Origin of the sequence: Streptomyces sp. NRRL S-920 (assembly GCF_000717945.1) — a bacterium.
Classification (GTDB): domain Bacteria; phylum Actinomycetota; class Actinomycetes; order Streptomycetales; family Streptomycetaceae; genus Streptomyces; species Streptomyces alboniger.
The window spans coordinates 80,509-107,393 of record NZ_JODF01000017.1; the positions used below are offsets into that span (position 1 = coordinate 80,509).

27 protein-coding genes are annotated in these 26,885 nt (G+C 71.6%); 15 read left to right on the forward strand and 12 right to left on the reverse strand.

The genetic code is table 11. From position 1 onward, the window contains the following. Positions 1-133 precede the first annotated feature (133 nt). Together IG54_RS0115185 and IG54_RS0115190 are read right to left on the reverse strand one after the other, a co-directional pair. Positions 134-1,546, reverse strand: coding sequence for an MFS transporter (locus IG54_RS0115185; protein ID WP_051819526.1), 1,413 nt, complete (start codon positions 1,544-1,546; stop codon positions 134-136). Positions 1,547-1,626: 80 nt separating this feature from the next. Next, entirely contained in the window at positions 1,627-2,232 is a 606-nt protein-coding gene (locus tag IG54_RS0115190; RefSeq protein ID WP_030783076.1) for a TetR/AcrR family transcriptional regulator, read from the reverse strand. Between the two features lie 165 nt (positions 2,233-2,397). Between IG54_RS0115190 and IG54_RS0115195 the strand changes: the two genes are divergently transcribed. Beyond that, a complete protein-coding gene (locus IG54_RS0115195; protein WP_030783079.1) occupies positions 2,398-4,617 on the forward strand; it encodes an NADP-dependent isocitrate dehydrogenase in 2,220 nt (739 codons plus the stop codon). Positions 4,618-4,703: 86 nt separating this feature from the next. On the opposite strand, the gene IG54_RS0115200 is transcribed toward IG54_RS0115195, so the two are convergent. Next, positions 4,704-5,483, reverse strand: coding sequence for a LysR substrate-binding domain-containing protein (locus tag IG54_RS0115200; RefSeq protein ID WP_078594123.1), 780 nt, complete (start codon positions 5,481-5,483; stop codon positions 4,704-4,706). A gap of 58 nt (positions 5,484-5,541) precedes the next feature. On the opposite strand from IG54_RS0115200, the gene IG54_RS0115205 reads away from it, so the two are divergent. Then, positions 5,542-5,961, forward strand: coding sequence for a DUF5997 family protein (locus tag IG54_RS0115205; protein ID WP_030783084.1), 420 nt, complete (start codon positions 5,542-5,544; stop codon positions 5,959-5,961). Positions 5,962-6,012: 51 nt separating this feature from the next. On the opposite strand, the gene IG54_RS0115210 is transcribed toward IG54_RS0115205, so the two are convergent. The 3 genes from IG54_RS0115210 to IG54_RS0115220 all read right to left on the reverse strand — a co-directional run bounded on the left by IG54_RS0115210 (position 6,013) and on the right by IG54_RS0115220 (position 9,109). After that, positions 6,013-7,212: an alanine--tRNA ligase-related protein gene (locus IG54_RS0115210; protein ID WP_030783087.1), complete on the reverse strand. Its 1,200-nt coding sequence runs from the start codon at positions 7,210-7,212 to the stop codon at positions 6,013-6,015. Positions 7,213-7,493: 281 nt separating this feature from the next. Then, entirely contained in the window at positions 7,494-8,594 is a 1,101-nt protein-coding gene (locus tag IG54_RS0115215) for a barstar family protein (protein WP_030783090.1), read from the reverse strand. After that, a complete protein-coding gene (locus IG54_RS0115220) occupies positions 8,591-9,109 on the reverse strand; it encodes a hypothetical protein (protein WP_037897132.1) in 519 nt (172 codons plus the stop codon). The genes IG54_RS0115215 and IG54_RS0115220 overlap by 4 nt, the downstream gene beginning before the upstream one ends. Positions 9,110-9,261: 152 nt before the next feature. Here IG54_RS0115220 and argC point away from each other — a divergent pair, with 152 nt between their 5' ends. From argC to IG54_RS0115245, 5 genes are read left to right on the forward strand one after another with little or no spacing between them, the layout of a single operon-like run. Then, entirely contained in the window at positions 9,262-10,290 is a 1,029-nt protein-coding gene (gene argC / locus IG54_RS0115225) for an N-acetyl-gamma-glutamyl-phosphate reductase (RefSeq protein ID WP_030783096.1), read from the forward strand. Continuing rightward, positions 10,287-11,447, forward strand: coding sequence for a bifunctional glutamate N-acetyltransferase/amino-acid acetyltransferase ArgJ (gene argJ, locus IG54_RS0115230; RefSeq protein ID WP_030783099.1), 1,161 nt, complete (start codon positions 10,287-10,289; stop codon positions 11,445-11,447). Before argC ends, argJ begins: the two co-directional genes overlap by 4 nt. Then, positions 11,444-12,394, forward strand: a complete 951-nt coding sequence (argB, locus tag IG54_RS0115235) for an acetylglutamate kinase (protein ID WP_051819522.1) — start codon at positions 11,444-11,446, stop codon at positions 12,392-12,394. The genes argJ and argB overlap by 4 nt, the downstream gene beginning before the upstream one ends. Continuing rightward, a complete protein-coding gene (locus IG54_RS0115240) occupies positions 12,391-13,599 on the forward strand; it encodes an acetylornithine transaminase (protein WP_030783105.1) in 1,209 nt (402 codons plus the stop codon). The genes argB and IG54_RS0115240 overlap by 4 nt, the downstream gene beginning before the upstream one ends. A 7-nt stretch (positions 13,600-13,606) precedes the next feature. Continuing rightward, positions 13,607-14,149 (forward strand): arginine repressor, encoded by a 543-nt coding sequence (locus tag IG54_RS0115245; RefSeq protein ID WP_030783109.1) that lies wholly within the window; start codon positions 13,607-13,609, stop codon positions 14,147-14,149. A 183-nt stretch (positions 14,150-14,332) separates the two neighbouring features. Here IG54_RS0115245 and IG54_RS0115250 read toward each other — a convergent pair whose 3' ends face one another. Together IG54_RS0115250 and IG54_RS0115255 are read right to left on the reverse strand one after the other, a co-directional pair. Further along, the gene (locus tag IG54_RS0115250; protein WP_051819527.1) at positions 14,333-15,337 is read right to left on the reverse strand and encodes a bile acid:sodium symporter family protein; all 1,005 of its coding nucleotides are present in this window, start codon (positions 15,335-15,337) and stop codon (positions 14,333-14,335) included. Positions 15,338-15,420: 83 nt separating this feature from the next. Then, complete coding sequence (locus IG54_RS0115255) at positions 15,421-16,128, reverse strand: L,D-transpeptidase family protein (protein WP_030783118.1); 708 nt, start codon at positions 16,126-16,128, stop codon at positions 15,421-15,423. A gap of 201 nt (positions 16,129-16,329) precedes the next feature. Between IG54_RS0115255 and argH the strand changes: the two genes are divergently transcribed. The 4 genes from argH (at position 16,330) to IG54_RS0115275 (ending at position 20,972) form a co-directional block, all read left to right on the forward strand. After that, complete coding sequence (argH, locus tag IG54_RS0115260) at positions 16,330-17,760, forward strand: argininosuccinate lyase (RefSeq protein ID WP_030783120.1); 1,431 nt, start codon at positions 16,330-16,332, stop codon at positions 17,758-17,760. 57 nt (positions 17,761-17,817) lie between these two features. Next, complete coding sequence (locus tag IG54_RS0115265; RefSeq protein ID WP_030783122.1) at positions 17,818-18,792, forward strand: aldo/keto reductase; 975 nt, start codon at positions 17,818-17,820, stop codon at positions 18,790-18,792. Positions 18,793-18,882: 90 nt separating this feature from the next. Continuing rightward, complete coding sequence (locus IG54_RS0115270) at positions 18,883-19,434, forward strand: TetR/AcrR family transcriptional regulator (protein ID WP_030783124.1); 552 nt, start codon at positions 18,883-18,885, stop codon at positions 19,432-19,434. Beyond that, entirely contained in the window at positions 19,431-20,972 is a 1,542-nt protein-coding gene (locus IG54_RS0115275; RefSeq protein ID WP_030783127.1) for an MFS transporter, read from the forward strand. Before IG54_RS0115270 ends, IG54_RS0115275 begins: the two co-directional genes overlap by 4 nt. Before the next feature lie 84 nt (positions 20,973-21,056). On the opposite strand, the gene IG54_RS0115280 is transcribed toward IG54_RS0115275, so the two are convergent. Continuing rightward, complete coding sequence (locus IG54_RS0115280; protein WP_030783128.1) at positions 21,057-21,818, reverse strand: lysophospholipid acyltransferase family protein; 762 nt, start codon at positions 21,816-21,818, stop codon at positions 21,057-21,059. 326 nt (positions 21,819-22,144) lie between these two features. On the opposite strand from IG54_RS0115280, the gene IG54_RS0115285 reads away from it, so the two are divergent. The 3 genes from IG54_RS0115285 to IG54_RS0115295 all read left to right on the forward strand — a co-directional run bounded on the left by IG54_RS0115285 (position 22,145) and on the right by IG54_RS0115295 (position 24,475). Beyond that, the gene (locus tag IG54_RS0115285; protein WP_030783129.1) at positions 22,145-23,317 is read left to right on the forward strand and encodes a glycerophosphodiester phosphodiesterase; all 1,173 of its coding nucleotides are present in this window, start codon (positions 22,145-22,147) and stop codon (positions 23,315-23,317) included. 95 nt (positions 23,318-23,412) lie between these two features. Continuing rightward, positions 23,413-23,934: an RNA polymerase sigma factor gene (locus tag IG54_RS0115290; RefSeq protein ID WP_030783130.1), complete on the forward strand. Its 522-nt coding sequence runs from the start codon at positions 23,413-23,415 to the stop codon at positions 23,932-23,934. 37 nt (positions 23,935-23,971) lie between these two features. Then, the gene (locus tag IG54_RS0115295) at positions 23,972-24,475 is read left to right on the forward strand and encodes a GNAT family N-acetyltransferase (RefSeq protein ID WP_030783139.1); all 504 of its coding nucleotides are present in this window, start codon (positions 23,972-23,974) and stop codon (positions 24,473-24,475) included. A gap of 61 nt (positions 24,476-24,536) precedes the next feature. Here the strand turns inward: IG54_RS0115295 and IG54_RS0115300 are convergent, their stop codons facing one another. From IG54_RS0115300 to IG54_RS0115310, 3 genes are read right to left on the reverse strand one after another with little or no spacing between them, the layout of a single operon-like run. Beyond that, positions 24,537-24,971: a VOC family protein gene (locus IG54_RS0115300; RefSeq protein WP_030783142.1), complete on the reverse strand. Its 435-nt coding sequence runs from the start codon at positions 24,969-24,971 to the stop codon at positions 24,537-24,539. Between the two features lie 51 nt (positions 24,972-25,022). Further along, positions 25,023-25,469, reverse strand: a complete 447-nt coding sequence (locus IG54_RS0115305) for a hypothetical protein (protein WP_420712256.1) — start codon at positions 25,467-25,469, stop codon at positions 25,023-25,025. After that, positions 25,462-25,821, reverse strand: coding sequence for a hypothetical protein (locus tag IG54_RS0115310; RefSeq protein ID WP_030783146.1), 360 nt, complete (start codon positions 25,819-25,821; stop codon positions 25,462-25,464). The genes IG54_RS0115305 and IG54_RS0115310 overlap by 8 nt, the downstream gene beginning before the upstream one ends. Positions 25,822-25,892: 71 nt before the next feature. Between IG54_RS0115310 and IG54_RS0115315 the strand changes: the two genes are divergently transcribed. After that, positions 25,893-26,579 carry an HAD family hydrolase gene (locus IG54_RS0115315; RefSeq protein WP_030783149.1) on the forward strand — a complete coding sequence of 229 codons (687 nt, stop codon included), beginning with the start codon at positions 25,893-25,895 and terminating at the stop codon, positions 26,577-26,579. The last annotated feature ends 306 nt before the right edge of the window (positions 26,580-26,885 follow it).

Here is a 26,885-nt window from a genome sequence, read left to right on the forward strand (position 1 = left end):
TAGGAGCTGGAGCGGACTCCAGGTCAAGAGGCGGACGGTCTTGGGAGAACGGCGGCGTGCGTACGGGGGTCATCCCCGGGGGAGTTGAGCCCGGTGGGCCCGTCGGACGCGGTGCCCGAGTTTGTGCCAGGCCCTATCCGCGTGACGCGGAGTCCGCCGTCGGGCGCGGTGCCTGGGCGGTCAGGGGGCCCTGGGCGTCCGTTCCCCGGGCCCGCCGCGGCAGTCTCGTCGCCGTTACCGCGCCGAGTGCCGCCACCGCCGACAGGGCCGACAGCGTCGGGCCCATCGCCGTGAGGAACGCGGTGTCCGTCCACCGAGCGTTCCCGTGAGGGCCCCCGCCGCGCCCCGCGAAGGTCGTCATCAGCGTGGTCGCCAGGGCGATGCCCAGGGTGGGGCCCACGTTCATCGCGGTCTGCTGGAGACCGCCCGCCACCCCGGCGTCCGCCACCGCGGCATGCCGTACGACGACCGCGGTCGCGGCGACCATCACCGTGCCGAAGCCCGCGCCGACCAGCAGGAACCCGCCACTGACCAGCACCGGCCCGGACGCCTGGTCCAGACGGGACAGGGTGAGGACGCCGAGGGTGAGCACCACCATCGCGGCCGTGATGGTCCGCCGCGGCCCGTGCCGCCGCAGCAGCACCGCCCCGTACGGCGCGCACACCACCATCATCAGCGCGAGCGGCAGCGCCCTCAGCGCGCTCCGCAGCGGATCGAGTTCCAGGACCTCTTGCAGGAAGTACGTCGCCACGAACAGCGCCCCGAACATCGCCGCGGACGCCGCCACCAGCACGCCGAGCGCGGGGCCCACCGCGGGCGAGGCGACCAGGCGGGGCGGCACCAGCGGACTCGCGGCACGGCGCTCGTGCCGGACGAACGCGGCCGCGGTGAGCGCCGCGGCGCAGCAGCCGAGCGCGGTGGCCGCCGTCCAGCCGGTCTCCGCGACGCCGACCAGCGTGTGCACCAGGCAGGCGAGCGCCACCGCGAGCAGCCCGGCGCCGGGCAGATCGAGGCCGGGCGCGGGCCCCTCCCGGGGCGGCGCGGGCACGCGGACCACCAGCGCGAGTACGCCGATCACGAGCGCGGGCACGACGCTCAGGAAGAACACCGAGCGCCACCCGAGATGCGTCGCGAGCGCCCCGCCGAGCACCGGCCCCACCGCCGCCGCGAGGCCGATCGCACTGGTCCGCACGGCGATCGGCATCCCGAGCCTGTCCGGTGGGAACGCGGCCCGCAGCATGCCGAGCGTCGCGGGCTGCAACAGCGCGCCGAAGACACCCTGGGCGACGCGCAGCCCGATCACCCAGCCGACGCCGGACGCGAGACCGATGCCCGCCGAGGCGAGCGCGAAGCCGAGCGTCCCGACGGCGAAGAGCCGCCGGTGCCCGTACCGGTCGCCGAGCCGCCCCGCGAAGACCAGCAGGCTCGCCACCGCGATCAGGTAGCCGGTACTGGTCCACTGCACCTGCGCGAAGGAGGCGCCCAGATCACGCTGGAGAGCGGGCTGCACGATGGTCAGTACCGTGCCGTCCAGGGCGACGATCATGGCGCCGAGGACGCTGCATACGAGCGTGAGGTTCCGTTGCAGTCCGGTGCCGGGATTCACGGGGTCTCCGATGCCGGGTTTCACGAGGCCTCCGGTCCGAGGTGCGCCTCCAGCGCGGCCTCGATCAGCGCCTCCACATCCGCCGCCCCGGTCGCGAGCCCCAGGCTGCCCCACTCCCACAGCTGGGCGATGCCGTGCAGGTTCGCCCAGAGCGCGCCCGCGACGACCCGCGCCCCCGCGCCGGACGCCGGGCGGGCCTCGGCGACCAGGCCGACCAGCGTGTCGAAGAGCGGCAGGCTGGTCTCCCGCAGGCCCAGCGCGCCGCTCTCCAGGAGGTCGTGGCGGAACATCAGCTCGAACATGCCGCGGTGGGCCGCCGCGTAACCGAGGTAGGCACGGCTCAGCGCCTTCAACCGCGTACGCGCGCCGCCCTCCACCGCGGCCTTCTCGACCTCGGCCGCCAGCTCCGCGAAGCCCCGTCGCGCGATCGCCGACAGCAGGGCGACATGCGTGGGGAAGTACCGCCGGGGCGCCCCGTGCGAGACCCCCGCCCGGCGGGCGATCTCCCGCAGGGTCAGCGCCTGCACGCCCTCGGCCTCGACCAGCTCGACGCCCGTCCTCACGAGCCGGGCCCGCAGCCCGGCATCACCCTCAGCGTGCTCATCGTGTCCGTCGTGTTCCTTCATCACCCGTACCACCTCCCTAGCCTTCGCAGCCTTCGTAGACACTGTCTACTCCATCTCGTAGACAGTGTCTACCCAGATTGGGGTCCTTGGGGCCCTGTCCGGCAGGGGGGAGGTAGGAGATATCTTGATGTCGAGCAATGTTGCAGACGCGGAGCGGAGCACCCGGTGACTGACTCGACCATCATCTACACCCACACTGACGAGGCCCCGGCCCTGGCGACCCATTCGTTCTTGCCGGTGGTCCAGGCCTACGCATCGACGGCCGGTGTCGGCGTGGAGACCCGTGACATCTCGCTCGCGGGGCGGATCATCGCGAGCTTCCCCGAGCGTCTCGAGGAGGGCCAGCGCATCAACGACGCCCTCGCCGAGCTGGGCGAACTCGCCAAGACGCCCGGGGCGAACATCATCAAGCTGCCCAACATCTCGGCCTCGATCCCGCAGCTGAAGGCCGCGATCGCCGAGTTGCAGGGCCAGGGCTACGCGCTCCCCGACTACCCGGACGACCCGAAGACCGACGAGGAGCGCGACATCCGCGCCCGCTACGACAAGGTCAAGGGCAGCGCCGTCAACCCGGTCCTGCGCGAGGGCAACTCCGACCGCCGCGCCCCCGCGTCGGTCAAGAACTACGCCAAGGCGCACCCGCACCGCATGGGCGCCTGGACGGCCGACTCGAAGACGAACGTCGCCACCATGGGCGAGAACGACTTCCGCTCCACCGAGAAGTCCGCGGTGATCACCGAGGCCGGTTCGCTGCGCATCGAGCTGCTCGGTGACGACGGCTCCACCACCGTCCTGCGCGAGTCCGTACCGGTCCTCGCGGACGAGGTCGTCGACGCCTCCGTCATGCGTGTCGCCGCGCTGCGCGAGTTCCTCAAGGAGCAGGTCGCCCGCGCCAAGGCCGAGGGCGTCCTCTTCTCCGTGCACCTCAAGGCCACGATGATGAAGGTCTCCGACCCGATCGTCTTCGGCCACGTGGTCCGCGCCTTCTTCCCGAAGACCTTCGCCGCGCACGGCGAGACCCTCGCCGCCGCCGGCCTGACCCCGAACGACGGTCTGGGCGGCATCTTCAAGGGCCTGGACTCGCTCCCCGAGGGCGAGAAGATCAAGGCGTCCTTCGAGGCCGAGCTGGCCGAGGGCCCGGAGCTGGCCATGGTCGACTCCGACAAGGGCATCTCCAACCTGCACGTCCCGAGCGACGTCATCGTCGACGCCTCCATGCCCGCCATGATCCGCACCTCCGGCCACATGTGGGGCCCGGACGGCGAGGAGCACGACACCCTGGCCGTCCTCCCGGACAGCAGCTACGCGGGCATCTACCAGGTCGTCATCGACGACTGCCGCGCCAACGGCGCCTTCGACCCGGCCACGATGGGCTCGGTCCCGAACGTCGGCCTGATGGCGCAGAAGGCCGAGGAGTACGGCAGCCACGACAAGACGTTCGAGGTCCCGGCCACCGGCACCGTGCGCGTCGTCGACGCCGCCGGCAACGTCGTCCTGGAGCAGACCGTCGCCGCCGGTGACATCTTCCGCATGTGCCAGACCAAGGACCTGCCGATCCAGGACTGGGTCAAGCTCGCCGTCACCCGCGCCCGCGCGACCGGCAGCCCGGCCGTGTTCTGGCTGGACGACACCCGCGCCCACGACGCCGTGCTCATCGGCAAGGTCGAGCGGTACCTCGCCGACCACGACACCGACGGCCTGGACATCCGGATCATGTCGCCGGTCGAGGCCACCGCGTTCTCCCTGGAGCGCATCCGCCGCGGCGAGGACACCATCTCCGTCACCGGCAACGTGCTGCGCGACTACCTCACCGACCTGTTCCCGATCCTGGAGCTGGGCACCAGCGCCAAGATGCTGTCGGTCGTCCCGCTGATGAACGGCGGCGGCCTCTTCGAGACGGGCGCCGGCGGCTCCGCCCCGAAGCACGTCCAGCAGCTGGTCAAGGAAAACTACCTGCGCTGGGACAGCCTGGGCGAGTTCCTGGCCCTCGCGGTGAGCTTCGAGCACCTCGCCACCACCACGGGCAACGCCCGCGCGCAGATCCTCGCCGACACCCTGGACCGCGCCACCGCCACGTTCCTGGAGAACGACAAGTCGCCGAGCCGCCGCCTCGGTGGCATCGACAACCGTGGCAGCCACTTCTACCTCGCCCTGTACTGGGCGCAGGAGCTGGCCAAGCAGACCGAGGACACGCAGCTCGCCGAGGCGTTCTCGGCCCTGGCCAAGACGCTGGCCGAGCAGGAGCAGACCATCGTCGACGAGCTGATCGCGGTGCAGGGCTCCCCGGCCGACATCGGCGGCTACTACCAGCCGGACGTGGCCAAGGCCTCCGCGGTCATGCGCCCGTCCGCGACGCTCAACCAGGCGCTCGCGATCCTGAGCTGACGCTCCGGCGCCCATGAAGAAGGGGCCTCCCGCCACACCGGCGGGAGGCCCCTCTTCCGTAGGGTCCCGAGGGATCCGCTGCCGGGTTACGACCGGCGCCGGGGCTTCCCGCGCTTGGCCGGCTTGGCGCTCTTCGACTGCCGGACGGGGGCCCCGCGGCGCCCCTTGTCGGCCGCGGGCTTCCGCTTCGGCTGGGCGGCCGCCTTGGCCGGGGCCTTGTCCTTGGCCGGGGCCCTGTCCTTCGCCGGGGTCTGCGCGCGCCCCCGCGAGCTGTTGACCGTACGGCCGCGGACGATGCCGATGAAGTCCTCGACCAGATCCGTGGTCTCGGCCTCCGGCCAGGCCAGGGCCACGCGCGACTCGGGGGCGCCGGTGACCGTGCGGTAGGTGAGGTCCTTGCGGTGGTGCAGGCGGGCCAGGGACTGCGGGACGACGAGGACCCCCACGCCCGCGGCGACCAGCTCGACGGCGTCGGCCGTCGTCTCGGGGCGCTCGGCGGCCGGCACCCCGGGCCGCCGCTCCCACTCCAGCGTCTCGTCGAGCGGGTGGAACACGACCTCGTCGGCGAGATCCTCGGGCGACACCTCGTCGACCGCCGCCACGACGTGGTCCTTGGGGATCACCACGACCGTCGTCTCGGCGTAGAGGGGGATCGCGCTGAGGTCCGTACGGTCGACCGGCAGCCGTACGAATCCGGCGTCGGCGCCACCGGCCCGCAGCACGTCGGCTGCCTCGGCGGGGGAGACCTGGAGAAGGGTCAGCGGGACGTCGGGCAGCCGCTCGTTCCAGATACGCACCCACTTGGTGGGCGTCACCCCCGGGACGTAGGCGAGCCGGAACGAAGGGGTTACTTCCGAGCCTGTCACCTCGCCAGGCTACCGGTCGTGGTCGGAAGTAGCGCACATGCTCGATACCCTGGACACCATGACGTCGCACCAGACCACCCAGACCATGAAGCCCGCGACCGCGGCGAAGAAGCTGGGTGTGTACCTCGAGGCCACCCCCGCCGAGTTCCAGGAGGGTCTCGTCACACGCGCTGAGCTGAACGCGCTCCAGACCGACCCGCCCGAGTGGCTCCAGGAACTGCGCCGCAACGGCCCGCACCCCCGCCCCGTCGTCGCCGCCAAGCTCGGCGTCTCCATCGCGGGCCTCGCCCGCGGCGGGGTCACCGAGCCGCTCACCACGGAGCAGATCGACGCGCTGAAGGACGAGATGCCCGGCTGGCTGCGCCAGGAGCGCGCCACGCAGGCCGAGGTCCGCAAGGAAGCGGTGCGTATCAAGGAGAAGCAGGCGGAGGACGCCCAGAAGCGGGCGGCCCGCGCCGACGACAACGCCCGCTCCTGACCGGCGCCCACTCCTGACCGCGCCCCTGACGGACCCCCCTGGTGGACGCCCTCAGTCCGTCGACCGCAGGCTCAGCACGAGGTCCCGCGGCAGGCCGTGGGTGTCGTGCAGATAGCGGAAGTCCTCCTCGTCCAGCGGGCCGTGGAAGCGGGGCCGGGCCAGCACCTGCCGGCCGCGCTCCAGAAGTCGCCGGAACCGGCGCTCCTCGTCGAGCAGCACCCGGCGCACCTCGCCCGGATCGGTGTCCTGCCGGAAGCGGTCCAGGGTGTGCCGGATCAGCTCGTCGGGGAGATCCCCGAGCCCGCGCGAGGGATCGTCACGCCAGAGCACGGTGAGCACCCGCCGCACCAGGCGGCGCAGCACATAGCCGCGCCCTCCGGCGGCCGGACGCACTCCGTCGCCGATGACCACCACGGCCGAGCGGAGATGATCGCAGACCAGCCGCAGTGACGGCTCGTCCAGCGGCCACCGCCCCGGGACGAGCTGCCGCCAGGGCTCGAAGACGTCGCACTCGAACACCGAGGTGCGGCCCTGGAGCAGCGAGGCCAGCCGTTCCAGGCCGAGACCGGTGTCGACATTGCGCTGGGTCAGCGGCACGAGTGAACCGTCGGCGAGCCGGCGGTGGCGCATCATCACGTGGTTCCACACCTCCACCCAGCGGTCGTCGCGCGTGGGCGTCGACTGCGGCGGGCCCTCGCCCGTCCACACGAAGATCTCCGAGTCGGGGCCGCACGGGCCGGTCGGTCCGCTGGGCCACCAGTTGTCCTCGATGGTCAGCTCCACGGGGACCCCGCGTTCCTGCCACAGCTCCACGGAGGCGGTGTCGGGCCCGGTCCTGTCGTCACCGCCGAAGGCCGTGGCGTGCAGCAGCCCCGGATCGACACCGAACCCCTCGGTGAGCAGCCCGTACCCCCAGTCGAGGCTCTGCGGACCCCCGTAGTCGCCGAGCGACCAGGTGCCGAGCATCTCGAAGACGGTCAGATGGGTGGGGTCGCCGACCTCCTCCAGGTCCGTCGTGCGCAGACAGCGCTGTACGTTGACGAGTCGTCGGCCCAGGGGGTGCGGGCGCCCCTCCAGGTAGGGGATGAGCGGATGCATGCCCGAGGTGGTGAAGAGCACCGGGTCACCGGACGGTGGCAGCAGCGTCGAGCCGGTGATCCGGCGGTGCCCGCGGTCCTCGTAGTACTCGACGAACGTACGGACGACACGCTCGGTGCTCCAGGGAACGGTCTTGAGGGGAACGGTCTTCATGGGAGTGGCTCCTTGGCGTCGCAGCGGGGGAGGCGCCGGGCGACGGCCCGCGGAACACCGGAACCGGGACGGGAGACCACGGATCCACCGGCGGGCCGTTTCCGGTCGCCGGTGGGATGAGGAGGTACGTCAGGCGGCGGCAACCGGCGAGCTGGTCGCTCGCGCGGTCGCGGTACGGCTTCGGCCGGTGACGTTCATACGGCCGAAGGTAGCGCGCGCAAAGCCGCGGGGCACGCGAATTATCGGCGGCGGGGGTGCCGCGGCCGGGGGATCGTGGCTGCTCAGGCCAGGGTGACGGTCATGCCGCGCTCGGGCAGGAGGTCGAGGACCGCGGCGAACAGGTCGTAGGGCCGGCCGTCCGGTGTCAGGGCGTGGGACAGGTGCGCGTGGGCGGTCGCGGCGTCGCGCCACAGCAGGGTGGCGGGGGCGGTGTAGCCGAAGGTGCCGCCCAGGCATTCGTGCAGGGCGGCGAGGCAGCCGCCGAAGTAGCCCCCCGGGCCGTTGACCGCCTCGCCGAGTGCCAGATAGAGGGCGGGTTCGTCGGTGATGTGCCGCCCGTCGAGTTCGTAGGTGTGCCCGGCCGGTCGGTCGTGGCGGGTTCGCCGGCAGCCCCGCTCCCGGACGAGGTCGTGCCAGGCCCCGCGGCGGCGGGTGTCGAGGCCGGCCCAGGCGTTGACGGCGTCCGGTGGCCCGGCGAACCACCGCTCCCAGACCGGCCGGGCGTACTCGGGAACGGGTGTGAACAGGCGGCCGCCGTCGAGTTCCAGGTCGATCAGGTCCGCCCCCTGGGAGGAGGGGCGCCAGCCGCTGACGGTGGCCCGCAGCAGCCGGTCGGTGAGCGGCTCACCCTGCGCGTCGCGGATCTTGAGAGCGGCCTCATCCAGATCCAGTGCCCGCCGGGTGCCCTTCACCAGCGCCGCCCTCAGCCGGTCGCTCGGCGCGAGCCCCCGCAGGACGAGCGAGGGCGGCGCCTGCTCGCAGGACAGGACGTGGGTGAACTCGCGGCAGGAGCCCAACCAGCGGTGCCCGTCGTGCACGCGCACGCGACCCCTGTACTGCTCGGGCGGCCCCTCGTAGTCGTCCAGGCCGGTGAGCAACAGGCCGTCGGATCCGGGGAGTTGACTCGAACTCTGCACGTCCTCCAGCAGCCAGGGGTCGAGCGCGTCGTCCTCCGGCACCAGCCACACCCGGCTGCCCACCCACGCGGGTACGCCGGACGCCTCCGGAACCCAGCCGGACAGTTCGTACGTCTCGCGGTCGGGTTCCCCGAAGAGTCCCTCCACTTCGGCGCAGACGCCCCAGACATGGTCGTCGCCGGTCCCGGCCAGGGCGTACCGCGGGCCCTCGCGCCTGTTCTCGTCCTCATGCACAGGGGCCATCATCCCCCGGCCAGGTGGGTCCGGCGCCGGTAGTAGTGCACCGTCACCGCGCCCAGCAGCGGGCCCCAGAGGAGCAGGGGAGCGTAGACGATGTTGAGCAGCCAGGTGCCCCAGGCGCTGGCCGCCATGTCCGCCGCGTTGAGGGACGTGTAGACGAACAGTGCCCCGAAGACCGTCGTGGCCAGCGCGCCGAGGCCCGCCAGGGTGGTGGCCACCATGACGGGCACCCGGCGGCCACGGAGATACGGGATCCAGCGCGGCCAGATCTCGCCCCAGCTCCGCACGAGTCCAAGGGCGAGGAACCCCAACATCTCGGAGACCAGGCTGAGGCCCACGAGATAGAACGACCCCCAGCCCGGGGCGTGCATCAGGTCGTACTCGGACTGTGCCAGCCCCACGGGGAGGCCGACGGCGATGGCGACGCGCCACAGCCCCGAGGGCACATTGGTCAGCGCGGCCCCCGTCGCGGCGAGTCGGGCCCAGCGCGGCACGTTCGGTAACGCAGGTGTTCTCGGCATGCGACCCAGGCTGGCCGAGGTGGCGTGGCCGGGGCGTCGACCCGTGGGCGCATCCGCCTCGTCCTCGCGGCGGAGAGGCCGTACGACTACCGAGCACCTTTGCATAAAAGTGCAGCTCTGCGTATAGTCATGCCATCCAAGAGGAGGGTTCCATGGCGGTACGCGCAGCAGTGGCAGGGGCGAGCGGGTATGCGGGCGGCGAATTGCTGCGCCTGCTGCTCGCCCACCCCGAGGTGGAGATCGGCGCCCTGACCGGGAACACGAACGCGGGGCAGCGCCTGGGCGCGCTCCAGCCGCATCTGCTTCCGCTCGCCGAGCGGGTCCTGGAGCCGACCACCGCGGAGGTCCTCGCGGGGCACGACGTCGTGTTCCTCGCGCTGCCCCACGGGCAGTCCGCCGCCGTCGCCGAGCAGCTCGGCCAGGGCGTCCTCGTCGTCGACATGGGCGCCGACTTCCGGCTGAAGGACGCGGGGGACTGGGAGAAGTTCTACGGCAGCCCGCACGCCGGCACCTGGCCCTACGGCCTTCCCGAACTGCCGGGCGGGCGCGCAGCGTTGGCGGGGGCCAAGCGCATCGCCGTCCCCGGCTGCTACCCGACCGCCGTCTCGCTCGCGCTCTTCCCCGCGTACGCGGCGGACCTCGTCGAGGCCGAGGCGGTGATCGTCGCCGCGTCCGGCACCTCCGGCGCGGGCAAGGCCGCCAAGCCGCACCTCCTCGGCTCCGAGGTCATGGGCAGCATGTCTCCCTACGGAGTGGGGGGCGCGCACCGGCACACGCCCGAGATGATCCAGAATCTGAGCGCCGCCGCCGGTACCCCCGTCACCGTCTCCTTCACACCGACACTCGCCCCGATGCCGCGCGGCATCCTCGCCACCTCCAGCGCGAGGGCGAAGCCGGGTGTGACCGCCGAGTCCGTGCGGGCGGCCTACGAGAAGGCCTTCGCCGACGAGCCGTTCGTCCATCTGCTCCCCGCGGGGCAGTGGCCCGCGACCAGCGCCGTGTACGGCTCGAACGCCGTGCAGATCCAGGTCGCGTACGACGGCACCGCTGACCGCGTGATCGTGATCAGCGCCATCGACAACCTCACCAAGGGCACCGCCGGTGGTGCCCTCCAGAGCATGAACATCGCCCTCGGCCTCGACGAGGCCACCGGGCTTACTACGATCGGAGTCGCGCCGTGAGTGTGACGGCAGCCAAGGGATTCACGGCGGCGGGCATCGCCGCCGGGATCAAGGAGAACGGCAACCCGGACCTGGCCCTCGTGGTCAACACCGGGCCCCGACTCGCCGCCGCGGGCGTGTTCACCTCCAACCGCGTCAAGGCCGCCCCCGTCCTCTGGTCGGAGCAGGTACTCAAGGGCGGCCTCGTCTCCGCCGTCGTCCTCAACTCCGGTGGCGCCAACGCCTGTACGGGCCCCAAGGGCTTCCAGGACACGCACGCCACCGCCGAGAAGGTGGCCGACGTCCTGTCCCTCAACGCGGGCGAGGTCGCCGTCGCGTCGACCGGGCTCATCGGCGTGCCGCTGCCGATGGACAAGCTCCTGCCGGGCGTCGAGAAGGCCGCCGGTGAACTCTCCGCGCACGGCGGCGAGAAGGCCGCCATCGCCATCAAGACCACCGACAGCGTCCACAAGACGTCCGTCGTGACCAGGGAGTCCGGGGGAGGCTGGACCGTCGGCGGCATGGCCAAGGGCGCCGGCATGCTCGCCCCCGGCCTGGCCACGATGCTGGTCGTGCTCACCACCGACGCCGACGTCGAGGCCGACGTCCTGGACAGGGCGCTGCGGGACGCCACCCGGCTCACCTTCGACCGGGTCGACTCCGACGGCTGCATGTCCACCAACGACACCGTGCTGCTGCTCGCCTCCGGCGCGGCCGAAGTCACCCCCGAGTACGCCGAGTTCGCCGAGGCCGTCCGCGAGGTCTGCGACGACCTGGGCCGCCAGCTCATCCGCGACGCCGAGGGCGCAAGCAAGGACATCAAGGTCGAGGTCGTGAACGCGGCGAGCGAGGCCGACGCCGTCGAGGTCGGCCGGTCCATCGCCCGCAACAACCTCCTCAAGTGCGCCCTGCACGGCGAGGACCCCAACTGGGGCCGGGTGCTCTCCGCGATCGGCACCACGTCCGCCGCCTTCGACCCGGACCGGCTCAACGTCGCCATCAACGGCGTCTGGGTCTGCAAGAACGGCTCGGTGGGCGAGGACCGCGACCTCGTCGACATGCGCTACCGGGAGATCGTCGTCACCGCCGACCTGGCCGCGGGCGGCGAGAGCGCCACCATCTGGACCAACGACCTCACCGCCGACTACGTCCACGAGAACAGCGCGTACAGCTCATGAGCCAGCCCACCGCGCGCAAGCACACCGCGCTGCCCAAGGCCCAGATCCTCATCGAGGCGCTGCCCTGGCTGACCAGGCACCGCGGCAAGACCGTCGTCATCAAGTTCGGCGGCAACGCCATGGTCGACGACGACCTGAAGGCCGCCTTCGCCCAGGACGTCGTCTTCCTCCACCACGCGGGCCTCAGGCCCGTCGTCGTACACGGCGGCGGCCCGCAGATCAGCAAGGCCCTCGACCGGCACGGCATCGTCAGCGAGTTCAAGGCGGGCCTGCGCGTCACCACCGAGGACGCCATGGACGTCGTACGCATGGTGCTCGCCGGACAGGTGCAGCGCGAACTGGTCGGGCTGCTCAACCGGCACGGCCCGCTCGCCGTCGGCCTCACCGGTGAGGACGCGCACACCATCACCGCCACCAAGCACCAGCCCCGCATCGACGGCGAACTGGTCGACATCGGCCGGGTCGGTGAGATCACCAAGATCGACACGGGCGCCATCGAGGCGCTGCTCGCCGACGGCCGCATCCCGGTCGTCTCCTCGATCGCCCGTTCCCAGGACGAAAGCGACAAGGGGCATGTCTACAACGTCAATGCTGATACGGCGGCTGCGGCACTCGCTGCGGCGCTTGGTGCCGAGACCCTGATGGTCCTGACCGACGTCGAGGGCCTGTACGAGGACTGGCCGAACTCCGACGAGGTCATCAGCAGGCTCACCGCGAAGGAGCTGGAGAAGCTGCTGCCTGAGCTGGCCAGCGGCATGGTCCCTAAGATGGAGGGCTGTCTGCACGCCGTACGCAACGGCGTCGAGACCGCCCGGGTCATCGACGGGCGGGTCCAGCACTCGATCCTGCTGGAGATCTTCACCGATGAAGGCATCGGCACGATGGTCGTGCCCGACGCCCACAGCACCGGCACCGGCACCGGCACCGGCACCGAGGGGGAGTCATGAGCAACCAGGAGCTGACCACGCGCTGGCAGGGCGCGCTCATGGACAACTACGGCACGCCGCGGCTGCCCCTCGTGCGCGGCGCGGGCACCAAGCTGTGGGATGCCGACGGCAGGGAGTACGTCGACTTCGTCGGCGGCATCGCGGTCAACGCGCTCGGCCACGCGCACCCGGCGGTCGTCGAGGCCGTGAGCACCCAGATCGCCTCGCTCGGCCACGTCTCGAACCTCTTCGTCGCCGAGCCCCCCGTGGCGCTCGCCGAACGGCTGCTCCAGCTCTTCGGGCGTGAAGGCCGTGTGTTCTTCTGCAACTCCGGTGCCGAGGCCAACGAAGGCGCCTTCAAGATCGGCCGGCTGACCGGCCGGCCGCACATGGTCGCCACCGACGGCGGCTTCCACGGCCGGACCATGGGGGCGCTCGCCCTCACCGGCCAGCCCGGCAAGCAGGAACCGTTCCTGCCGCTGCCCGGTGACGTCACGCACGTCCCGTACGGCGATGTGGAGGCTCTGCGCGCCGCCGTCACCACCGAGACCGCCTTCGTGATCATCGAGCCGATCCAGGGCGAGAACGGCGTCGTCATGCCGCCCGCCGGCTATCTGCGGGCCGCCAGGGAGATCACCCGGGCCACGGGGACCCTCCTCGTCCTCGACGAGGTGCAGACCGGAATCGGCCGGACCGGACACTGGTTCGAGCACCTGGCGCACGACGGCGTGGGGCCCGATGTCGTCACACTCGCGAAGGGTCTCGGCGGCGGCCTGCCGCTCGGCGCGACCGTGGCCTTCGGCGCGGCGGCGGAGCTGTTCAAACCCGGTCACCACGGCACGACGTTCGGCGGCAACCCCGTCGCGTGCGCCGCCGGGCTCGCGGTCGTCGACACCATCGCCGCCGAGGGCCTGCTCGAGAACACCAAGCGGGCGGGCGACAGGCTGCGCGACGGAATCGAGTCACTCGGACACCCGCTCGTAGGGCATGTCAGGGGCTCGGGCCTGCTGCTGGGTATCGTGCTCACCGAGCCGCTCGCGCCGCGGGCGCAGCAGGCGGCTCAGGACGCCGGCTTCCTGGTGAACGCGCCCGCCCCCGATGTCGTACGGCTGATGCCACCGCTGAACGTGCGCGGCGACGAGGTGGACGCGTTCCTCCGGGCGCTGTCCGGCATCCTGGACAAGGCTCTTGAAGCCGACGACGGGGACGGACGATCCGGAGAATGAGACGACGATGAGCCAGGCGCAAGGCAACGAGCACGGCGACCACGCGGGTCCCGCCGTGCCGCAGACCCGCACCGCACGCCACCGCCGGATCGTGGACATCCTCAACCGGCAGCCGGTGCGCTCCCAGAGCCAGCTGGCGAAGCTGCTCGCCGACGACGGTCTGACCGTCACACAGGCGACGCTCTCCCGCGACCTGGACGAGCTGAACGCGGTCAAGATCCGCAACGCCGAGGGCGACCTCATCTACGCCGTGCCGAGCGAGGGCGGTTTCCGCACCCCGCGCGCGCCGCTCGGGGAGTCGGCCAAGGAGGAGCGGATGCGGCGCCTCTCCGCGGAGCTGCTGATCTCCGCGGAGGCCTCGGCCAACCTCGTCGTGCTCCGTACGCCGCCGGGCGCGGCCCAATTCCTCGCCTCGGCCATCGACCAGGCCGAACTGCACGACGTCCTCGGGACGATCGCGGGCGACGACACGCTGATGCTGATCAGCAGGGAGCCGGCGGGGGGTCAGGCGCTGGCGGACCACTTGCTGCGGTTGGCCTCCAACGAGTGATCTGGCTCCGGAGCCTTGGGCGTGCCCCGTCGCCGGCTGCGCCGGGCTTGTCCTCAAGCGCCGGACGGGCTTGAAGTCGTGGTGCTCGGGGGTGTTCTGTCGCCGGCTGCGCCGGGCTTGTCCTCAAGCGCCGGACGGGCTAGAGGGTGTGGTGCTCTGTCGTCGGCTGTGTCTGGGTTGTCCTTAAGCGTCGGACCGGTTTGATTGCCGCTGCCCGTCCGGGGACTTTGCGGGGCGCGCCATCCAGGCCGCTACCAGCGCGCCCGACACGTTGTGCCAGACCGAGAACACCGCCGAGGGCAGTGCCGCGAGGGGGCTGAAGTGGGCCGTGGCCAGGGAGGCTGCCAGGCCTGAGTTCTGCATGCCGACCTCGAAAGCCATCGCCCGCGAGGCCGGTTGTCCTAGGCGGGCCAGTTTGCCCGCGCCGTAGCCGAGCGCGAGGCCCAGGCCGTTGTGCAGGAACACCGCGAGGAACACCAGCGCCGCGGCCGACTTGATGGCCGCGGCACTGCCCGCGACGACGATCGCCACGATGGCGGCGATGGTCAGCGCGGACAGCCACGGCAGCGCCCCGAGCACCCGGTCGACGTACCGCCCGAAGAGCAGCCGCACCACAAGCCCGGCGAGGACCGGCAGCAGCACGGTCTTGAGGATGTCCGTGACCATCGAGCCCGCGTCCACCGGCAGGTACTCGCCCGCGAGCAGCAGCGTCAGTGGCGGTGTGACCAGCGGCGCTAGGACCGTCGAGACGGTGGCCACGGACACGGACAGTGCCACGTCGCCGCGCGCCAGATACGTCACCACGTTCGATGCGGTGCCGCTCGGCGCGCAGCCCACCAGGATCACACCGGCCGCCAGTTGGGGCGAGAGGTGCAGCGCGTGGGCGATCAGCCAGCCGAGCCCCGGCATGATCAGGTAATGGGCGACCAGGCCCAGCGCGACCGCCCAGGGCCGCCTGACCACGCCCTGGAAGTCCAGCGGGGTCATCGTCAGCCCCATGCAGAACATCACCACGCCCAGCAGGTACGGCACGCCGGTGCCCCAGCCCTCGAAGACGCCGGGTGCGGCGAGGCCGAGAGCGCCCGCGGCCAGGACCAGGACGGGGAAGACGGTGACAGCGCGGCGGGCGGCCTTGTCGCCGCCGCTTTTGCCGCCGGTGGGTGCGGGGATCGTCTGTTCGGGGTGCACGGCGCGATGCAACGCCCCGCCCACGCGCGCGTGCAACCCCGTCTCGGTATGTGGTCGCTACACCGACCGTGCCGGGGGGCGGCTCAGTAGCGGGTCAGGGCCGTCGGGCCCGACTCCGTGCCGATCGCGATATGCGGCCGCAGGCCCGGCCTCGCCCACCGCAGGATCTGCCGCATCGCCCTCGCGGAAACGGAGACGCAGCCCGCGGTCGCCCCGCTCCCGTGGACGTGCAGGAAGATCCCCGCACCCCGCCCGCGCACGGGACGGCGGTAGTTGTAGTCGATGACGAGGGCGTGTCGGTACTGCGGGTCGTAGGTGATGAGGTGCTCGGACTCGGCGGCGCGGCAGTCGGCGGCACGCGGCTCGGACCAGCGGTTGTAGGAACGCGACGCGTTGTCCTGGCACCACCAGGACTCCTTCGTCACGCGGCGGTACGGGTAGTCGGCCCCGCTGGGCCTCGGGGCGATCCCGAACGCGTACGGAAGCCCGTACAGGCCCGTCGGTGTCGTCCTCGTCCCCTGTCGGCGCGAGCCGCCCTCCACCAGCCCCCGCGCGCCGAACCGGGCGGGGGCGGACCCGGCCTCCACCCAGCGGCCGCCGCGCCGGTCCCACCAGGTGAGCGTGCCGGTGGCGGCGCCGATGTCCGGTGCCACGGCGGTGATGAGCTGGCTGCCGCCGCCCGTGTCGGCCATCCGTTCCGGAAGCGGGAGGCCCGGCGCGGGCGCCGCCCCGAGCGCTCCGGCGGCGGCGAACAGGACGGCACAGACCAGGGCGGCGGCTCGTGGGCGCATGGCTCGGACGCTAGTGGGCGGCGACGGAAGCGGCAGCCCGGAAAGGCCGTCGATGCTCCGTGCGAGGAAATCCCTCGCCCCGCCCCGGCGGCCGATTGACGAATCATGCATAACTCTGCATACTCATGCACAGCGCATAGTGCATAGCGTATGGCGCACAGCAGCGAACCCGGCAAGCGACAGCCCTGAGGAGCACGTGCAGTGAGCAGCAACAACGGCGGTGACGTCCGGCTCTGGGGCGGACGGTTCGCCGACGGGCCCGCCGAGGCCCTGGCCAAGTTGTCCGCGTCGGTCCACTTCGACTGGCGTCTCGCCCCGTACGACATCGCCGGTTCCCGCGCCCACGCGCGCGTGCTCCACACGGCGGGGCTGCTCACCGAGGACGAGCTGACCCGCATGCTGGCCGGGCTCGACCAGCTCGAAGCCGACGTCGCGGACGGCTCGTTCGTCGGCACGATCGCCGACGAGGACGTCCACACCGCCCTGGAGCGGGGCCTCCTGGAGCGGCTCGGGCCCGACCTCGGCGGCAAGCTGCGGGCCGGCCGTTCGCGCAACGACCAGGTGGCGACGCTCTTCCGGATGTACCTGCGCGACCACGCGCGGATCATCGGCGGCCTCCTCGCCGACCTCCAGGGCGCGCTCGTCGGCCTCGCCGAGGCGCACCCGGACGTCGCGATGCCGGGGCGTACGCACCTTCAGCACGCCCAGCCGGTCCTCTTCGCCCACCACGTCCTCGCGCACGTCCAGTCCCTGTCCCGGGACGCGGAGCGGCTGCGGCAGTGGGACGAGCGGACGGCCGTCTCCCCGTACGGCTCGGGCGCGCTGGCCGGTTCGTCGCTCGGCCTCGATCCGGAGGCGGTCGCGAAGGACCTCGGCTTCGAGCGCGGCAGTGTGGGCAACTCCATCGACGGCACGGCCTCCCGGGACTTCGTCGCGGAGTTCGCCTTCATCACCGCGATGATCGGTGTGAACCTCTCCCGGATCGCCGAGGAGGTCATCATCTGGAACACGAAGGAGTTCTCCTTCGTGACCCTCCACGACGCCTTCTCGACCGGCTCGTCGATCATGCCGCAGAAGAAGAACCCGGACATCGCCGAGCTGGCGCGCGGCAAGTCGGGCCGCCTGATCGGCAATCTGACGGGCCTGCTGGCCACCCTCAAGGCGCTGCCGCTCGCGTACAACCGCGACCTCCAGGAGGACAAGGAGCCGGTCTTCGACTCCTGCGACCAGCTGGAGGTCCTGCTGCCCGCCTTCACCGGCATGATGGCGACGCTCACCGTCCACCGCGAGCGCCTGGAGGAGCTGGCCCCGGCCGGCTTCTCGCTCGCCACCGACATCGCCGAGTGGCTGGTCAAGCAGGGCGTGCCGTTCCGTGTCGCGCACGAGGTCGCGGGTGAGTGCGTGAAGGTCGCCGAGGCCGAGGGCAAGGAGCTGGACGGCCTCACCGACGAGCAGTTCGCCAAGATCTCCGAGCACCTCACCCCCGAGGTCCGCACGGTCCTGAACGTGCCGGGCGCCCTGGCCTCGCGCAGCGGCCGTGGCGGCACCGCCCCCTCGGCCGTCGCCGTCCAGCTCGCCGAGGTCAAGGCGGATCTGACGGTCCAGCAGGAGTGGGCGGACGCGCGCGGGTGACGCAGGGGCGTCGCGGGTTACGTTGGCGGGGAGATCCCCTACGACGAGGAGCCCGCGATGCCCTTCGCCCGTCTTGCCGCAGCCACCACCCCGACCGCGCACCTGGGGCTCGGTCTCGCCGCCGTCGGCAGGCCCGGCTACATCACCCTGGGCCGCGAGGCGGACCTGCCGCCGTCCCGCAGCGTCGAAGCGCTGCGCGAGCGCACGTTCGAACTGCTCGACGCCGCGTACGCCTCCGGCGTCCGCTACCTCGACGTGGCGCGCTCCTACGGCCGCTCCGAGGAGTTCCTGGCCGCCTGGCTGCACGCCAGGCCCGATGTCCGTGACGTCGTCGTCGGCAGCAAGTGGGGCTACACGTACACGGCGGACTGGCGGACGGACGCCGAGGGCCCGCACGAGGTCAAGGACCACAGCGTCGCCGCCTACGACCGGCAGCGCGCCGAGACCGCCGAAGTGCTCGGCGACCGGCTCGACCTCTACCAGATCCACTCCGTCACCCCCGAGAGCCCGGCGCTCACCGACAAGGAACTGCACGCCCGCCTCGCCGGCCTCGCCGCGGAGGGCGTCACCGTCGGGCTCTCCGTGAGCGGCCCCGAACAGGCGGCCGCGATCCGCGCCGCCCTTGAGGTCACCTTCGACGGGGAGCCGCTCTTCCGCACCGTGCAGGCGACGTACAACCTCCTGGAGACCTCCGCGGGGCCCGCGCTCGCCGAGGCGCACGACGCGGGCCTGACCGTGCTCGTCAAGGAGGGCATGGCCAATGGCCGCCTCGCCGCCCCGCACGCGCCCGCCGCGCTGCGCGAGATCGCCGAGGAGACGGGGCTCGGCTGCGACGCGGTGGCGCTCGCGGCGCCGCTGTGCGAGCCGTGGGCGGGCGTCGTCCTGTCCGGGGCGGCCACCTCGGTCCAGCTCGTCTCCAACCTGCACGCGACCGCCGTCGACCTGGACGCGGGCCACCGCGAACGCCTCGCCGCGCTCGTGGAGGAGCCGCGGGAGTACTGGGGGCGGCGCGGGGAGCTGCCCTGGCACTGAGCGGCGGCGCGCAGGGAATGATCTTGGCGCGGAGCGGCTTCGCGGCACCCCCGTGAGACAACGGCGTCTCAATAGGGCTAGGCTTGTCTCATGTCAGTCGATCGCGACCAGGTCCTGCGCAGCGCCGCGGCCCTGCTCACCCACAAATCGACCTCCACCATGGACGAGGTCGCCCGCGCGGCGGGCATCAGCAGGGCCACCCTGCACCGCCACTTCGCGGGCCGCGACGCCCTCGTACGCGCCCTGGAGGACCTGGGACTCCAGGAGTGCGAGGCCGCCCTGGACCGGGCGGAACTCGACGCGGGCAGCGCCCAGGACGCCCTGCGGCGCCTGGTGAAGGAGATCGAACCGCACGCGGGCCTCCTCGCGTTCCTCTACACCGAGAACCAGCTCTTCGAGGGGGAGGCGCAGAACGAGGGCTGGGCCCGCATCGACTCCCGCCTCGCCGCGCTCTTCCGGCGCGGCCAGGAGAGCGGGGAGTTCCGCATCGACCTGACACCCGTCTGGCTCACGGAGGCGCTCTACGGCCTCATCGGCTCCTGCGCCTGGGCCGTACTGGACGGCCGGGTGGCCGCCAAGGACTTCTCGTACATGATCGCCGAGCTGCTGATCGGCGGCGCGCGGCGGAGAGTGGACTCATGACCAGCACCCCTCAGCGGACCGCCGAGGCGGACGTGGAACGCGGCCCCGGCCGCTGGCTCGCGCTCGCCGTGCTCGTCCTCGCCGTGCTCCTGGTCGCCGTCGACGCGACCGTGCTCGGCCTGGCGACCCCGTACATCAGCGAGGACCTCAAACCCTCCGGCACCCAGCTGCTCTGGATCGGCGACGTCTACTCCTTCGTGATCGCCGGTCTGCTCGTCTCCATGGGCAGCCTCGGCGACCGCATCGGCCGCAAGAAGCTGCTGCTCACCGGCGCCGTCGCCTTCGGCGCGGTCTCGGTCCTCAACTCCTACGCCACGAGCCCGGAGCTGATGATCCTGGCCCGCGCGCTGCTCGGCGTCGCGGGCGCTACGCTCATGCCGTCCACCCTGGCACTGATCCGGAACATCTTCCACGACCCGCGCGAGCGCAGCCTCGCGGTCGGCATCTGGGGCGCCATGGCGTCCGCGGGCGCGGCCGTCGGGCCCGTCGTCGGCGGCTTCCTCCTGGAACACTTCTGGTGGGGTTCGGTCTTCCTCATCAACCTGCCGGTGATGGCCGTCCTCGTCCTCGTCGGCATCAAGCTCCTGCCCGAGTCGAAGAACCCCGCACCGGGCCCCTGGGACCTGGTCAGCGTCGTGCTCTCGCTCATCGGCATGATCGCCGTCGTATACGCCATCAAGGAGGCGGCCGCGCACGGACTGCGCTGGGACGCCGTGCTGGCCGCGGTGGTCGGTGCGGGCGCGCTCACCTGGTTCGTACGCCGCCAGCTCACGCTCCCCGCGCCGCTCCTGGACATGCGGCTCTTCCGCAACCGCGGCTTCTCCGGGGCGGTCCTCGCCGACCTGCTGACCGTGCTCGGCCTGTCCGGCCTGGTCTTCTTCCTCTCCCAGTTCCTGCAACTGGTACAGGGCAGACGGCCGTTCGAGGCGGGCCTCGCCGAACTGCCCGCCGCCGTCGGCGCGGTGGGGGCGGGCCTGATCGCGGGCGTGGTCGCGCGGCGCTTCTCGGTACGGGTGGTGGTCGCCGGCGGGCTCGCGGCGGTCGGCCTCTCGCTCGCCGCGCTCACCGGCCTGAGCCAGCACACCGGCTATCCGCTGCTCGGCGCCTCGCTCCTGGTCGTCGGCATCGGAGCGGGCTTCTCGTTCACGGTGACCGCCGACGTCATCCTCTCCAGCGTCCCCAAGGAACAGGCGGGCGCGGCCTCCGCCGTCTCCGAAACGGCATACGAACTGGGCGCGGCGCTCGGCATCGCCCTGCTCGGCTCCATCGTCACCGGCGTCTACCGCGACTTCACCGCCCCCGCGGGCACTCCACCGGACGTGGCATCGGCCGCGCACGAATCACTGGGCGGCGCGGTGGAGTCGGTCGACGCCCTGCCGAGCGCCCAGGCGGACGCGTTGCTTGCCTCGGCCCAAACAGCCTTCGTGGACGGCCTGCGCCTCGCGGCGGGCGTCGGCGCGGCGGTCCTCCTCGCCACGGCTGCGGTGGCGTGGTTCCTCCTGAAGGGCCAGAAACTGGAGGACGGGGTCGAGCACTGAGGGCGTGCGGGGACAACTGTGCGCGACCAGCCGCGGGTCATCCGTGGCTGATCGCGCAGTTCCCCGCGCCCCTCGGGGGCGCGGCTAGGCCGCTTTGGCCTTAGTGGCGTACATGTCCACGTACTCCTGCCCGGACAACCGCATGACCTCCGTCATCACGGAGTCCGTCACCGCCCGCAGCACATAGCGGTCGCGGTCCATGCCGTCGTAGCGGGAGAACTCCATCGCCTCGCCGAAGCGGACGGTCACCTTGCCGGGTCGCGGCAGGCCCTTGCCGCCGGGCTGGAGCTTGTCCGTGCCGATCATCGCGAAGGGCACGACCGGCGCACCGGTCATCAGGGTGAGGCGGGCGATGCCCGTACGCCCCCGGTACAGACGCCCGTCGGGCGAGCGCGTGCCCTCGGGGTAGATGCCGAAGACCTTGCCGTCGTCGAGAACGCGCCGCCCGGTCATCAGCGCGGCGACACCGCCGCGCCCGCCGTCGCGGTCCACCGGGATCATGCCGACGCCCGTGAAGAACCACGCCATCAGGCGCCCCTTGAGACCCTTACCGGTGACGTACTCGTCCTTGCCGATGAAGAACACCGGACGGTTGGCCACCAGCGGCAGGATCATCGAGTCGATGAACGTCAGGTGATTCCCGGCCAGAATGACGGGCCCGGTTCCCGGGATGTTCTCGGCGCCTTCTACCCGTGGACGGAACATCAGGCGCAAGATCGGTCCGAGCACTGCCTTGATGAGCGCTAGACGGGACAACAGGCCCTCCGGGGTCAACGATCCGACGACGAGTATGTACGAGTAAGTGCAGGTGAGGACGATACTCGCGGGCCGCTGCCGTTTGCACATCGGGTTCACGCACTCGATACGCAGTGTTGACATGACTCCGTGTGCCGGTGCCCTGGGCCGTCGCCCCTGCGACGACCGTATCCCCGTGGGGAGGATGTGGCCCGAAGTAGTGGTCCTTGTCACGCGCACGCTTCTCTCTGCGTGACGGCCATCCGGCCGGGGCGCCACCCCCGTCGTCCCGGGGCCGTCACCTCCATGGTGCGCCCACTCGCCATGCCGCGTCACCCCGCCGTTCCGTCCAGGGTCTCCCACACGTCACTCGCGGCCACCTACGATCGGTCCCGCTTTGTCAGGTGCAAGGCGGCAGTACAACGGGAGGAGCGCCAATGGCGACACAGGAGTCGGGTCAGCAGCAGCCGGGGACGAACCGGGGGCGCCGAGCGGTACTGGGGGCGGCGATCCTCGGCGCGGGTACGGCCGTGGTGGGAGTGCCCGGCGTGGCGAGAGCCGACCAGCGGCACGGGCACGGGCACGGCGGGTACGAGGACCTCCCGAAGCCGACCGTCGTCGCGCACCGGGGTGCGAGCGGTTACCGGCCCGAGCACACGCTCGGCTCGTACCAACTCGCCCTGGACATGGGCGCGCACGTCATCGAGCAGGACGTCGTCCCCACCAAGGACGGGCACCTCGTCTGCCGCCACGAGAACGACATCACCGCCACGACGGACGTCGCGGCGCACCCCGAGTTCGCGTCCCGCAAGACCACCAAGACCGTGGACGGCACGAAGTACACCGGCTGGTTCACCGAGGACTTCACGCTCGCCGAACTGAAGACGCTGCGCGCCAAGGAGCGCATCCCGGGCACGCGCCAGCACAACACCCTCTACGACGGCCGCTGGGACGTACCCACCCTCGAAGAGGTCTTCCAGTGGGCCGAGAAGCAGGGCCGCAAGCGGGGCCGGCAGATCTGGCTGCACATCGAGACCAAGCACCCCACGTACTTCCGCAAGCTCGGTCTCGGCCTCGAAGAGCCGCTGGCCAAGCTCATGCGCCGGTACGGCAGGCACAAGAAGAACTCGCCGAACTTCCTCCAGTCCTTCGAGCCCAGCAGCATCCAGCGCCTGGCCAAGCTGGTCTCCGCGCCGCGCGTCGTCCTCCTGTCCGGCGCCGCCTCGCGCCCCTGGGACTTCGTCGAGGCGGGCGACCCGCGCACGGTCGCCGACCTGATCAAGCCCGAGGGCCTGGAGTGGATGGCGGGCTACGCGCAGGGCATCGGCCCCACACTCGACCTGATCATCCCCAAGAAGGCCGACGGCAGCCTCGGCACGCCGACCACGCTCGTGGAGGACGCGCATGACGCCGGGCTGATCCTGCACCCGTACACGATGCGCAACGAGAACACCTTCCTGCCGGCGAACTTCAGGAAGGGCACCGACCCGGCCGCCTACGGAGACGCCTTCGGCGCCTTCAAGACCTACTTCGAGACCGGCATCGACGGCATCTTCTCCGACAACCCGGACACCGCGCTGCTCGCCGCCGCGGACTTCGCCGACCGCTGAGCGACGCCCGTCAACGGCTGACCGCCCGGCCCCGATTGGGGTGAGAGACGGCCGCTCCGGAAACCTACCGCCGGAGCGGCCGCGTCCCGCCGTGCATGACGTACGACCTCACCCTCATCCCCGCCCTGCGCCCGCTGCTCGCCGCCGAGGCGTCGGCGGAGGACCTCGGCTCCGGTGATGACCCCGGCGACCTGGAACAGGCCGTCTGGCTGCGCCTGTTGGAGCGCCTGGAGTCCGACGGGCCGCCCGCCGACCCGGCCCTGTGGCTGCGCGGCGCCGTCCAGTCCGAGGCACGCCGCTCCCGACGAGCCACCCAGCGGGAGGTGGCGTACGCGGCCGAGCCCGCCGACGACTCCGAGGGCGGCCCCGAGCAGCGCGCCCTCACCGCCGACCGGCGCCGCTCCCTGCACGCCGCCGTCCGCAGACTGCCGGGCCGCTGCCCCCGCCTCATGGCCGCGCTCCTGTCCCCCAAGGACCTCACCTACCGGGAGATCGCAGGGGAGTTGGGAATGTCACAGGGGAGCCTCGGGCCGGAACGTTCCCGATGTCTGGGATGCCTGCGCAGAATGCTGGCGGCGGAGGTTGCAGCTCCCGGGCCGCGGGGAAGGGAGCGTTAGACAACCGGTGGAGCAGGTGAGCGGGAGGCATGCGCACATGGGCATGAGCGTGACCATCTCGGAAGCGGCTGAAGCGGACGCCGAACAGATACTCAAACTCCAGTACCTCTGTTACCAGAGCGAGGCCGAGCTGTACGGCGACTACTCGATCGAGCCGCTGACCCAGTCCCTCGACTCCATCAAGGCCGAACTGACCGCGGGCACGGTGCTGGTGGCCCGCCTCGGCGACGAGGTGATCGCCTCCGTGCGCGGCACGGTCGACGCGGAGGGCACGGCGCGGATCGGCAAGCTCATCGTCCACCCGAGGCTTCAGCGGCACGGCCTGGGCGGCCGCCTCCTGGACGCGGTGGAGCGCCAGTTGGGCGCGGGCGGTGCCGCCAAGTCCTTCCAGCTCAGCTCCGGCCACCGCAGCGAGCAGAACCTCCAGCTCTACCGCAAGCACGGGTACGCGCCCGTGAAGACCCAGCAGGTGAACGACCGGCTCACGGTCGTGACCCTCTCCAAGGACTCCGACGTGCGCGCGTACGTGGCCAGCGCCTAGGGCGTGTCGGTCCGTCGATCCGCGGATCCTCCCGCGGGTCGACGTCCGTCGCGCAGGACGTTCAGTCGAGACAGAACTCGTTGCCCTCGACGTCCTGCATCACGAGGCACGACTCGTTCTCCTCATCGGCGAGCAGCAGCCGTACGCGTACTCCACCGAGCGCGACCAGACGCGCGCACTCGGCCTCAAGCACGGCCACGCGCTCTTCCCCCACCAGTCCGGTGCCGACCCGCACATCGAGATGCACCCGGTTCTTGGCGACCTTCCCCTCGGGAACGCGCTGGAAGAACAACCGCGGGCCCACACCCGAGGGATCACCGCACGCGAACCACGCGTCCCGCTCCTCCGGTGGCTGTGCCTGCTTGAAGTCGTCCCAGGTGGTGTACCCCTCGGGCGGCGGCGGTACGACGTACCCCAGCACCTCGCACCAGAAGCGGGCGAGGCGCTCCGGTTCCGCGCAGTCGAAGGTCACCTGGAACTGCTTGATCGATGGCATCGGCGCACCATAGCAAGGGAGTTCAGCCGAGCGAGGGGATTTTCCCGTCGCTCACGCCGCCCGCCGCGCCTTGATCAACCAGAAGATCGCCGTCACCGGCAGGAGCACCGGAATGAACAGATAGCCCATGCCGAAGTCCGACCACACCGTGGAGTCGGGGAAGGCGGACGGTTCCGCCAGCGTCCACGCGCCCACGGCGAGCACGCCCACCAGCTCGGCGGCGCAGCACACCAGCGCCGCCCTGCGGGCCGTCTCGCCGCCGCGTACCAAGGAGTACGTGATGAAGCCGTAGACGAGGCCCGCCAGCGCCGACAGGGAGTAGGCGAGCGGGGCCCTGTCGAAGTCCGTCGAGATCTGCACGGCCGAGCGCGACACCGCGCCGACGACCATCACGCCGTACAGCCACAGCAGCAGAATGCCCGGCCCGGTGATCAGCTTCCGGCGGGCGCCGCCGTCCGCGCCCGCTGCGGTCTTCTCGGCCTCGGCCACCTCAGCCACCCCAGATGTCGTAGAGCCGCACTTCGAGCACGGCGAGGACCACGCCGCCCGCGGCGACCGTCAGGGAGCCCCAGCGGGTGCGCTCGGCGAGCGACATGAAGCCCGCCGCGGGTACGCACGCGAAGGAGCCGAGCAGATACGCCACGAAGATCGTCGTGCCCTGTTCCGGGTCCTCGCCGCGCGCGAGCAGGACGATGCCGACGATCAGCTGGACCAGGGCGAGGAAGGTCACCACACCCATGCCGATGAAGTGCCAGTCCTTGGTCGGCTGGTCGCGGTACGCGGCGAAACCGCACCAGGCGGCGAGGGCGAGCGCGGCCACGGAGGTCGCGATCGTCAGGGCAACAAGCATGCCCGTGACTTTATTACGGGCCCTTTGACCCGATGCGCCTGCCCCCGGGGTGCCCCGTACGCTCGGACGCCATGAAGATTCAGGCCGAAGCGCTCCTGTTCGACAACGACGGCACCCTCATCTCCTCCCTCGCGTCGGTCTACCGCTGCTGGACGCGGTGGGCGCGGGAGTACGGGATCACCGCCGAGGAGTTCGCCCGGGTCGAACTGCACGGCCGCCCCGCCGCCGAGATAGCCGCCGACCTGCTGCCGCCGGAGAAGGTCGCCGAGGCCGTGGCCCGGATCGAGGAGCTGGAGGTCTCCGACGTGGCCGGCGGTGTCGAACTGCTCCCCGGCACCCGCGAACTCCTCGACTCCCTGCCGTCCCCCGAGCCCTCGGCTCCGCTCGCGCAGGGAGGTGCCCCCCTCCGCTGGGCCGTCGTCACCTCCGCCACCCGCGTCCTCGCCGAGGCCCGGCTCGCCGAGGTCGGCATTCGGCCCGGTCTGCTGATCGCCGCCGACGACATCACCCGCGGCAAGCCCGACCCGGAGCCCTTCCTCCTCGCGGCCCGCAAGCTCGGCGTCGACCCGGCGCGCTGCGTGGTCTTCGAGGACGCCCCGGCCGGTCTCCAGGCCGGGCGGGCCGCGGGCATGACCACCGTGGCGTTGGCCACAACGCACAACAGCTCCGAGCTTTCCGCGGATGTCCTGGTCAAGGACCTCTCCGCCGTGTCGGCGCAGGCCACGGCGGGTGGCGTGGAGATCACGATCGCCGACTGACCGGCGCGGCCGGGCCGCCCGGTCCCGTCCCACCGCTGTCCGCTATACGGACAGCGGTGGCGGACGGCGTCCTCACGCGTGTTTTACTTCTCCCCATGACCACGACGAGCAGCCGCACCCTTGCGACCGAGGCGACGATGACGCCCGGTGCTCGTTGTATGTGTCGAATGTGCGCCTTCTGAGGGCCCCCGCACCACTGAAGAGCCTCGCGCCCCGAAGCGAAGCCGCTGTGCCCCGCCCCCGCACGACGTACGCGACGAAAGCCGTACCGACGCAGGAAGCGAGCCCGCCCCCGCGCACACGTCC